This window comes from Carboxylicivirga agarovorans (genome assembly GCF_050589845.1).
In the GTDB taxonomy this organism is placed as follows: domain Bacteria; phylum Bacteroidota; class Bacteroidia; order Bacteroidales; family Marinilabiliaceae; genus Carboxylicivirga; species Carboxylicivirga agarovorans.
Genome location: NZ_JBNGPA010000014.1, coordinates 86540 through 96286 on the forward strand (window position 1 = coordinate 86540; position 9747 = coordinate 96286).

Annotated in this window: 10 protein-coding genes; 7 read left to right on the forward strand and 3 right to left on the reverse strand. The window is 34.7% G+C overall.

Annotated features, from left to right (window positions below):
- Window positions 1-85: 85 nt before the first annotated feature.
- Window positions 86-790, forward strand: coding sequence for an IS110 family transposase (locus ACRD69_RS15005; RefSeq protein ID WP_430815928.1), 705 nt, complete (start codon window positions 86-88; stop codon window positions 788-790).
- 12 nt (window positions 791-802) lie between these two features.
- Window positions 803-1111 (forward strand): transposase, encoded by a 309-nt coding sequence (locus ACRD69_RS15010; RefSeq protein ID WP_430815929.1) that lies wholly within the window; start codon window positions 803-805, stop codon window positions 1109-1111.
- 291 nt (window positions 1112-1402) lie between these two features.
- Here ACRD69_RS15010 and ACRD69_RS15015 read toward each other — a convergent pair whose 3' ends face one another.
- On the reverse strand, window positions 1403-1921 hold the full coding sequence (locus ACRD69_RS15015) for a HipA N-terminal domain-containing protein (protein WP_430815919.1): 519 nt from the start codon (window positions 1919-1921) through the stop codon (window positions 1403-1405).
- 10 nt (window positions 1922-1931) lie between these two features.
- Window positions 1932-2204: a helix-turn-helix domain-containing protein gene (locus ACRD69_RS15020; protein ID WP_430815920.1), complete on the reverse strand. Its 273-nt coding sequence runs from the start codon at window positions 2202-2204 to the stop codon at window positions 1932-1934.
- Window positions 2205-2758: 554 nt separating this feature from the next.
- Between ACRD69_RS15020 and ACRD69_RS15025 the strand changes: the two genes are divergently transcribed.
- The 3 genes from ACRD69_RS15025 (at window position 2759) to ACRD69_RS15035 (ending at window position 7117) form a co-directional block, all read left to right on the forward strand.
- Window positions 2759-4114: a DUF5723 family protein gene (locus ACRD69_RS15025; RefSeq protein ID WP_430815921.1), complete on the forward strand. Its 1356-nt coding sequence runs from the start codon at window positions 2759-2761 to the stop codon at window positions 4112-4114.
- A gap of 807 nt (window positions 4115-4921) precedes the next feature.
- Window positions 4922-5374 (forward strand): hypothetical protein, encoded by a 453-nt coding sequence (locus tag ACRD69_RS15030; protein ID WP_430815922.1) that lies wholly within the window; start codon window positions 4922-4924, stop codon window positions 5372-5374.
- Window positions 5375-5488: 114 nt separating this feature from the next.
- On the forward strand, window positions 5489-7117 hold the full coding sequence (locus tag ACRD69_RS15035) for a sulfatase-like hydrolase/transferase (RefSeq protein ID WP_430815923.1): 1629 nt from the start codon (window positions 5489-5491) through the stop codon (window positions 7115-7117).
- Window positions 7118-7164: 47 nt separating this feature from the next.
- Here the strand turns inward: ACRD69_RS15035 and ACRD69_RS15040 are convergent, their stop codons facing one another.
- The gene (locus ACRD69_RS15040; protein WP_430815924.1) at window positions 7165-8154 is read right to left on the reverse strand and encodes a helix-turn-helix domain-containing protein; all 990 of its coding nucleotides are present in this window, start codon (window positions 8152-8154) and stop codon (window positions 7165-7167) included.
- A gap of 279 nt (window positions 8155-8433) precedes the next feature.
- Here ACRD69_RS15040 and ACRD69_RS15045 point away from each other — a divergent pair, with 279 nt between their 5' ends.
- Both ACRD69_RS15045 and ACRD69_RS15050 read left to right on the forward strand, forming a co-directional pair.
- Window positions 8434-8991 (forward strand): DUF4136 domain-containing protein, encoded by a 558-nt coding sequence (locus ACRD69_RS15045; protein WP_430815925.1) that lies wholly within the window; start codon window positions 8434-8436, stop codon window positions 8989-8991.
- A 582-nt stretch (window positions 8992-9573) separates the two neighbouring features.
- Window positions 9574-9744: a hypothetical protein gene (locus ACRD69_RS15050; protein WP_430815926.1), complete on the forward strand. Its 171-nt coding sequence runs from the start codon at window positions 9574-9576 to the stop codon at window positions 9742-9744.
- The last annotated feature ends 3 nt before the right edge of the window (window positions 9745-9747 follow it).

The following is a 9747-nucleotide window of genomic DNA, read 5'->3' on the forward strand; positions in this document are numbered from 1 at the left end:
AGAAGATACTCACAAAAAACCTAAAAAGCTTATGCAACGGACAAGTAAAGAATTAACGTTTAAAGGACAAAACATTTAAGTAGGAATTGACACACATTTACGAAGTTGGTCGGTAATAATCTTGACTGAGAATAATTTCCATAAGAGGTTTAGTCAAGACCCCAAGCCCGAAAACCTTAGTAATTATTTGAACAGGCATTTTCCTGGAGGTACTTATTATTCAGCTTATGAAGCGAGTTTTTGTGGTTTTACCATCCATCGCCGATTAAATAAATTAGGAATAAACAACATTGTGGTTAATCCGGCAGATGTGCCAACAACCGATAAAGAGAAAAAACAAAAAGAAGACGGCAGGGATAGCCGCAAATTAGCTATGACTTTACGTTCGGGAGAATTAAGAAGCATTTATGTGCCATCGCTTGAGATGGAAGAATTAAGGAGTCTGGTTCGCTACAGAAAAACCTTGGTTAAAGATATTGCCAGGGGTAAGAACAGGATAAAGTCCAACCTTTATTTTCATGGCAAAGCTATTCCTTCCGAGCATCAAAAGGCAGCGAAGTATTGGTCTAACAATTTCACTCAATGGCTTCAAAGCGTAACATATAATACTGAATACGGCACAATGGTCTTGCAGGATTTGATTGATACGAATTTGCTGTTAAGAAAAAAGCTATTGAAAGTGACACGTGACATACGGGCCGCAGCAAAAAACAGTAAGTATTGCGCACTTCATGGGTTATTGGCAAGTATCCCGGGCATAGCCACCAATACAGCAATGGTTATCATATAGGAGATAGAAAATATTGAACGTTTTAAGAATCTAGATGCACTTTGTTCATACATTGGTTTAGTGCCGACAACAAGTTCATCAGGAGAAAAAGAAAAAACGGGGAATGTTACGCCAAGAGCCAATAGGATATTGCGAAACGCCATCATCGAGAGCGCATGGATAGCTGCCCGGATAGACCTTGCACTATCATTGGTGTACAATAAATTATGCGAAAGGATGCACCCAAACAGGGCAATCATACGGATTGCAAAGAAACTATTAAACCGAATACGCTATGTACTAAAAAACGATAAAGAATATGTATGTTCAGTTATGTCTTAGATTTAATGCGATAAAAACAATCACAAGGCGAAGTGACTGTTACTCATCTCTTGCGGCTTGATTGCCAGTGCCCGTTTCTTTGAGACTACAGCTCCCGCCTATAGAAATTAAACACAGAAATGCGGCTTTTACAATGTCCGTTGATAGAAGATTGTTTTTATAGGAGATTAAATTTAAGCTGCCAAGAATGGTGGCCGACGGTGAAGTTTTATACCGAAGGTTATTAAAAGTTATATCGGGCATCGAGCCCGGTATAACTTTGCCAAGAAAAGGTAACCTTCTGGCTTCGTATTACCCGAAGGAAAATAACAATAAAATTATTGTATTGAATATCTGAACTTTAATAAAGAGAAGTGAAAATAAATTTGAATTACAACATAGAAGTAGATGGGACATTTCACGGGCTATAAGATCTAATTCCAGCTGCATCTGAGAATCTTCTATTTCGAATTGTGGTTGATAGCAAAGAGCGCCCATACGCTTATTACCCACGTAGGCTAACCTGTCCAGAGGGCTTAATAGGCTTATGTCAATGCCTTTTGAGCTCAGTGTGCGATCTAAAAGCAAGCGTCCCCAGCCGTCAGGCAGTGAATCATTGAAAATGCCATACAGGCCATCAAAGGGCTCCTTATTCGTGTTATTGATCTCGTTATCAAATGGTAATCGTATTGGGGAAAGGTTTAAGCCACTTTTGATAAAGTCGGTGTGATAGCGAAAGTACATAAGGTGATTATTAATAACTAACTCTCCAACATCATAAGTCATACCTTCAATATTTAGAGAGACAAGTATGTTTCTGATTCTTTCCATGGCCCAGAAATTAAGTTGTAAATAATCGTTTCAGTTCTTCTTTGTCTTCTTTAGGTTTGAACACATCATCAAAATCAGATAAGCGATTGAGAAGGTTGGCCAGTTTCAATAATGATTCCAATGAAATCTGTGCCGTTGTTTCAAATCGTTTAAGACTTCCGAGTGATACGCCAGCTCGCTCTGCCAATTCCGCTTGCGATAGTTTTAGTTGTTTTCGCAAAGCCTTGTGACGCTTTGCCAACTCTTTAATGATGCTGTCAGGAGTGGAAGAAATAGTATACATATAGCTAAAATATTAGCTAAATGTAGGGTTTTATGAATTAAAAGGCTAATATATTAGCTGTGAATTACTGTTTGTTTTTTTGTTTGTAATGATATACAATTAGGAAAAAAATGGATGAACAAAAAATACTAAAACATAAGTTTATTGATGGAATGTTTTACCAAATTACCGTTGGGAGAGACTCATTTTTATTCTGTATTGTACGTTATCATTGACAATCTCAAAAACTGGTTTTAAGAATTAGTTTCGCGATTTAATGTTATTTGATACATATTGAAAGGATGATTTTTTCAAATGGAGCAACATTCTGTTCTGTTGGATTAGATCCAAGATGCAAATAAATGTGAGCTGTAAATGTTAAAGCGTAGAACAACTTAGTTTAACGATGATAATAGTTTTAGCCTCCCGCTTCACCGCTTTTGGTTGCCTCTTTTTCAAACTCAATAATTTTGCTATGTTTTTTTTAAACTTAACATCAAAACTCGCTTTAAAAGTTGTTATTGCCAAATAGAAAATCAGGATTTTTACTTAAATTGTATGACGAATGAATTATAATGAAAAAGATATTACGGATATGTCTATGTGTATTCTGTACTATTCAGATTATGCGTGGGCAAGAGTTTACTGGAGTACATTGCAGCACATATCTTCCTTTTGTTGGCATCTCAAATCAGCCGGCTGAATTAACCAGACATGATGCTAAATGGAATATTAACCTTCTGACAGGAAATATTGGTCTGCAAAGGGATTTAAGTTTTATCTCATCAAATTTTTGGGATGTCATTACGAACACGAGCTTTAAGGATCTTAAGTACTTTTTGGGAACGGAAGAGTCGTTACTTTATATTAAAGGTCGCTTGATGGTACCATCGATTTCATACAAGCATAATGAGAAACACTCTTTTGGGTTTTCAATTAATGTGCGTTCTGATGGAGTTTATAATTCGTCAAATGATGATTTTATAAAAATATTTCAAGGTATTGATAATCCGGAAGCATTAGCGAATATTAAGGATGAGTATTTCAGATCTTTAGTAAATAGCTGGGTTGAATATAGTCTTATTTGGTCAGCAACAATCGTCAAAACAGAAAACAGCTGGTTGACGGGTGGGCTTGTGGTTAAGTTACTGAATGGTTCAGGTTCAGGCTATTTGGAGATGGATGGTATCGATGTTTTTTTTGATAAGGAATATATCTCGCACTTTGATATGCGATTGAACTATGGCTTTAATGAAAGTTTTAGTAAAACGATTGATGGGGGGGATATAGTTGAACAATCCGGAGATATTGGTGTAGGATACGATCTGGGTTTGAGTTATTCGTTTATACCAGATCACCTAGTTGGAGTTGAGGGGGTTCCCTATAAGTACAAAATAGGTCTTGTTGTTGCCGATGTTGGAAAAATAAGGCACATTGCAATAGATAATAAGGCTTCCTACAATGTGCAAATGAATAATGTTCCATATTCGCGTTTTAAAGGAGTTGGATCCATTGAGGCACTTAAAGATTCTATTGCGAAATCAATTGAAATTCATGAAATAAAAGGAGGAAGTTTCAAAACAAATTTGCCTCTTACAATAGGCGTAAATCTGGATTACTGTGTGTGGCCCAAATGGTTTGTTAATTCTACAATTTCAATAAGACCAAACTACTATAATTCACTGGTTAAATTTGCTAATAAAAATATATGGCGAGGAAATCTTACGGTGCGATATGAAACAAAGAAAATAGGCGTCTATGTGCCAATAACATATTCAAATGTAGTTGGTTGGGGGATGGGGGTGTCTGCACGATATGGCAATTTTTTTATCGGTTCCTCTACTATGATTGGTAATTTCTTTAAAAAAGAGAATAGTCAACAGACTCTTTTCCTTGGGATGTCCATTCCAATAGGAGCATTGGAGGAATAGTCATCTCCGAAATTCCAGAGTGGCTTAATATTCAGGTTGACGATTATGATGAAAACTACACTTATTTCTCTTTGGAATGTTGTGGGAGATATTCAAAATTAAAAAACATATGTATTACATATAAGAAGTCTACCCTCCGTTTCATTCTTTAACAAAAACTATTAATATCCTAAAATGAATACAATTACTGAAAATGTGTTTATCAACTATAGGTATTTTAGCATGTTTTATCATTTTACACCTGTATAAGGTGTTCTCGACAGGTCATATCATGAAATGTTCTATAAAAAGGTGATATTACACAATTGATTTGGGTTTCATTTGTGTCAATAGATGATGAGGAATTTAATGAATAGGGAAATATATATAAGATTTGTAGAACACAGCTCAATTTTTTCTGTAGCCATAAAGGGGAAAGGCTGCGCGAGGATTTCAACCTTTGCAGGCTAAACACTCAGATATAGAAAATGTGTCAAACAAATTGATTGGATGCTTACTTTCTTAGCGAGTGATTTGTATTTTATACAAATGTATTAACTACCTTTTAAACATCTATTATAGTCATACCGGCTTTTTCAGCAATGGCTGAAACTAGTTCATTTTTAAGGGTAAGGCTACATAATTATCAATTTATAGTTCTTGGTAATACTTCTGTTTTTATTTAGTTTATCTCTATTTTTATACGTTCATTAATAAAATAACTTAAGGTGCTTAAGTAAAAAAAGAATACTTGTTCATTGCTTTTATTCAACAATTGATTATCTTGAATATGTTAGCTTTTAATAACAGTATAGCTTGATTGATAAGATGAAGTATATAGAGTATAGGATTTTACCAAAATTTGAGCTTATCATTGAGTTTTATAAAGGAGTAATAAAACTCGGAGATATTTTGAATTTAAAAGATGATGAGCTAGTTAATATAGATTATAGCGCACGATATAATTATATTGCAGATTTCAGATTAGCTGATTTGGAAATTGACATAAATGATGTAAATGAATATGTTCGCTTTGCAGAAAACAATCAATTAGTTGGTCATAAAAAAAGAGTTGCTTTTCTGACACATACCCCAAAGCAAGCAGCTTTTCTTACTCTTTATCATCATTTATCTTCAAGTCTTCCAATTGAAACGAATGTCTTCACTCAATTAGAAAGTGCGATAGATTGGGTGCAATTACCTATATCTAATTTAGAATCGATAGATCTTATATTGAAAAGCATGAAAGACATAAAATTTAAATATCAGGAACCAAAATAATTATTAATGTCTTTTGGGGTAATGTTGAATGTCTAAACGGGATAATTCATCATAATTGATCATGACATCTTTGTATCAACAAAAATAAATGTTGAACAATTAAAAATAATAGTCATGGTTAAGAACTTAAATTATCTATTCGCATTAGTATTCACTTTTGCATTTTATTCAAATTCTTCAGGTCAAAATATAATTCATGATGCAGAGCAGGACATATTGCTTGAACAATATGGCATGCAATGGGCAGAACAGGACGAGGAAATTGATGAGAAATTAGCAGCTCTTGAAAAGAAATTCGGAAAGAAACCTAATATTGTACACATCATGTGGGACGATAATAGTTTTGGTGAAGTTGGTATCAAAGAGCTTAATTACATTAGGGGTTTCAAAACTCCAAGGCTAAATAAAATGGCCGAGGACGGCATGACTTTTACACGTATGTACACAGAGCCTTCTTGTACGCCTACCAGAGCTGGTTGTTTAACCGGACGATTAGCGGTTAGAAGTGGTATGCATACAGTTGCATTCCCACCAGAAGGTAGCGGGTTACCAGCCGAAGAAGTAACAATCGCTGAGGTATTATCAGAAGCAGGTTATAATACAGCTTTTATTGCGAAAGCACACCAAGGTGATATTGAGGAAAGCTATATGCATAACCAGGGATTTGATGAAGCACAATTTTCAATGTATAATCAATTTCCTTCTATTTTCTGGCATGAACAAGGTCAAAATGCCAATATGACAATAGGTTATTGTGAAGACATGCAAGAGAAAGATTATTTGGTTGATCAGACTTGGCGACCGTATGGTTGGATTATGGATGTTGAAGCAAAAAAAGGAGAAAAAGCTCGTGAAACCTTACCTCCTACATTAGATAATTATCGGGAAATAAATAAAATTCATCAAGAGAAAGCAGTTGATTTTATAAAACGTAAAGCTCATGATGACAAACCATTTTATTTGGCTTATTGGCCAAATGTTTATGACCTTCTGCCTGGACAGGATCGCACGACTAGTAATAGTTCATATTTTGCGCAAAATATTGAACAGCTTGATCGAAATATTGGTGAAATTTTAGATGAATTGAAAGCTCAGGGAATATCTGAGAATACATTAGTTATTGCCATGGCAGATAATGGGCCTATGACAGAGGTTGTTGGAGCGATGTATCAAGTAGTTTTCAATGGAGGAAAAGGTGATTATCGAGAAGGGGGAATACGCGTAGCTGCATTTGCGCAGTGGGATGGTGTAATTGAGCCAGGAACAATTATAGGAGATATTTTTGCATGTCATGATTTGTATACAACATTTGCAAGGTTAGGAGGTGGGACTAAATACATACCACGTGATAGAATCATCGATGGTATTGATCAGACAGCTGTATTCTTGTATGGAGATGGACAAAGTAGACGCGATTATTATCATGTTTATACAGGACCTTACCACGCAGCCACCATTAAACAACAATACAAGCGTGTTTGGATAGGAGGACGTCCTGGCTTAGTTAAAAATGATTTTTACGATTTATATCAGGATCCTAGAGAAATGCGTGGTATGATGGCACAATTTTTATGGGCCTGGGGACCATTTGATATGATGAAGAAAAGGCACGATGCAATGATTGAGAAATATCCACATACACCAACTCGACATGGTATACCTTTTGAGGGTATTGAGAATCTGCGTCCTGAAACAATTCAATATCAGGAAACGGTAAAAAAAACAATGGAAATTGGTAAATAATAAGATAGAAAGACGGTGATTCTAAATCACCGTCTTTTGCCTTTGAATCAATTGCCTTTAGCAACCTGTGTTGGAAGAACTCCTTTAATTTTTTTAAACATACTACTAAATTTGGAGAGGCTTGAATAACCTAAATCATATCCAACTTCAGAAACAGAAAATTGACCAGTTTTTAATCGCCGATAGGCTTCGTCCATCCGAGCGTGATTATAAAACTGGTATATGGAATTGCCAAATAAGTGCTTAAAGTCCTGTTTTAATTTGGTATGACTTACTCCAAACTCTTTAGATAGTTCATCAATAGTGAAAGACTGTTCAAGGTTCGATAAAATTTTCGTCTTAACATCTGAGATTATTTGATAATCTTGAACATGGAGTCCTGATAATTCATCCTTTTCAACCTCTTTATTGAAATGTAATCCCATATTGGTAAAAATTTCAAGTGCCCTCGCAGAAATAAGAGGGACTTTACCATTTGGTAAGTCCTTAAATGAGAATAAATCGGAGAGTAAGCGCTCATTTTCAGCGGATAAGCTTGTATGGTATCCTAAGCCAACTTTTTCTTCAAATAGCTTATCAAATAATTTGGGTAAGTCATCATATATTTCGCCAAGATTTTGCGTATTGAATTTAAACCCCATCCATTTAATAGTTGTTTTCGCAGGTAACTCGACTTCAATTGGGAAAAGTCCATTATAAAGAAAAACACCCCTTAGACTTCCGGCTTTCATTTGTGTTAATTCATCCTTGTATTTATGAGCAAAATGACCTTCTTTGATAATATTAAGATGTAATAATTCAGGATCTTTATCTGGTTCACGAGTGATGATCAATGGTTTTAAAGAATAAAGTTCTGTAAACATGAACTCAACTCCCTCAATATTATAGAACGCCATATTTAGCTTAACAGGGCCTGTATTTACTTCTAGGCTGTTATCATCAATGGTTCCGCCAAATGCATCTTTAAATCCATTGATATAGTTTTTTGAGATACCTTCTTGAATAGTAATTTGAATAGAGTTGGTGTTTGAAGTCATAAATAGCTTATTAGTTGGTTATTATCAATAAAAATAAAAATAGGAAAAGAGATATGCAAAAGAGGTAGAGATAATAATAAATGGAAACTAAAAATATGATCTGCTGAGTTTTGTTAGAGAAAAATTTAATTTCCTATTAATAGATATATTAAACATAGGCTATGTGATTTCTGCATATGTCTTTCTGGAACATTGTTAAGTCCTGAAAGACTAATACAATGACTTTAAAGTCCTCATCTTTGAATCATCAAAATAAATAATCTTTAAACATTTATTGTCATGAAAAAGTTAACAGTATTAATCGCAAGCATATTTATTTTAGCTAGTTGTTCATCAACCAAAGTAAGTAGTGACCAGGTAAAAAATGCCAATTTTTCTTTTTTCTCAACTTTTGAGATTGTCTATCAAAGTGATGAAAACAGTCCTCAAGTTAATGCTTTAAACATTCAGCGCATAGAAGATGCCATTGGGTATGAATCTCGAATGCGTGGATTAACTGAATCAGATGATGCAGATTTAATGATTGTGTGGGCTGTTGATGCAGAAGTACATTGTAATTTCTCTACGAATACTAATTACTATACAACCGGCAGGTATGGTATCCGAGGTCGATGCAATGGTTATGGAATGGCTTCCAGTACTGGTGATAGTAGGGAATATACATCTACAACAGGCACATTGCAACTTGTACTTATTAACAAAAACAGTAATGAGATTATATGGATAGGTACGGCACAGGACGAGTTAAAAGGTAAAATAAAGAATGTAGATAAAAGAATTAACAAAGTAATAGCAAAAGTGTTTGATGAATTTCCAATTGAAAAATATCGTTCGTAGTACACCTTTTTTGTTTGAGTGTTTGGGGTCTAGTATAAAACTGGACCCTTTTTTCGTTTTTCAGAATGTACAAACTACAGAAGTTGCTAATAACTATGAAATGAATCATCTATGGGGCATATTGTTGAACGTTTTATGAGCTACTTATAAGTTTTGATTTGTAATTTCTGATAATATTGGTTTGATCTCATTAAGATTAATTTTAGTTTGGTATGTATTTGTAAGTCATGTTTATAAAAGGCCATTGGAATGGTGGTCTATTGACAATAAAACTTTCAATAAATACATCGATGTCGTTTTGGGGTATTGTCATGACTATTTGGACTAAGTAGATCCATTTGGTATACGCACTTTTGTATAGTCGAAAGAGCTTAAACAATTACCGAATATAGTTTTCGGACATAGTATTATTTCATGACTATGTTTAGGGTTTGGGCGTAATGCCTGAGCCCTTTTTTATTCCTTCAATATATAGTCCAAAGGGGATATTTCTAAGTCGTAACGGGTTAAATATATGGTAGTAATGTTCCCATCTTTGAATCAGTAAAAATCAATAAAAGTCAAACAATAAAATTAAGAGTCATGAAAACATTAAAGTCATTATTAGCAGTAGGATTATTTGTCATTGGATTAGGGTTTACCTCATGTAGTAGCGATGATAAGTATGTAGCACCTGAAGGAACACCCGAGCAGCCAATCGCACCAGGAGCAGAGAATCCAATCGCCCAGCCACCAACCGTTGCACCGGCATAAGTC

Excerpts from the sequence above, each read along its gene's own strand:
- ACRD69_RS15045 (WP_430815925.1), top strand. The coding sequence starts at position 8,434 with ATGAAAAAGTTAACAGTATTAATCGCAAGCATATTTATTTTAGCTAGT.
- ACRD69_RS15040 (WP_430815924.1), bottom strand. The coding sequence starts at position 8,154 with ATGACTTCAAACACCAACTCTATTCAAATTACTATTCAAGAAGGTATC.
- ACRD69_RS15020 (WP_430815920.1), bottom strand. The coding sequence starts at position 2,204 with ATGTATACTATTTCTTCCACTCCTGACAGCATCATTAAAGAGTTGGCA.
- ACRD69_RS15030 (WP_430815922.1), top strand. The coding sequence starts at position 4,922 with ATGAAGTATATAGAGTATAGGATTTTACCAAAATTTGAGCTTATCATT.
- ACRD69_RS15035 (WP_430815923.1), top strand. The coding sequence starts at position 5,489 with ATGGTTAAGAACTTAAATTATCTATTCGCATTAGTATTCACTTTTGCA.
- ACRD69_RS15025 (WP_430815921.1), top strand. The coding sequence starts at position 2,759 with ATGAAAAAGATATTACGGATATGTCTATGTGTATTCTGTACTATTCAG.
- ACRD69_RS15015 (WP_430815919.1), bottom strand. The coding sequence starts at position 1,921 with ATGGAAAGAATCAGAAACATACTTGTCTCTCTAAATATTGAAGGTATG.
- ACRD69_RS15050 (WP_430815926.1), top strand. The coding sequence starts at position 9,574 with ATGAAAACATTAAAGTCATTATTAGCAGTAGGATTATTTGTCATTGGA.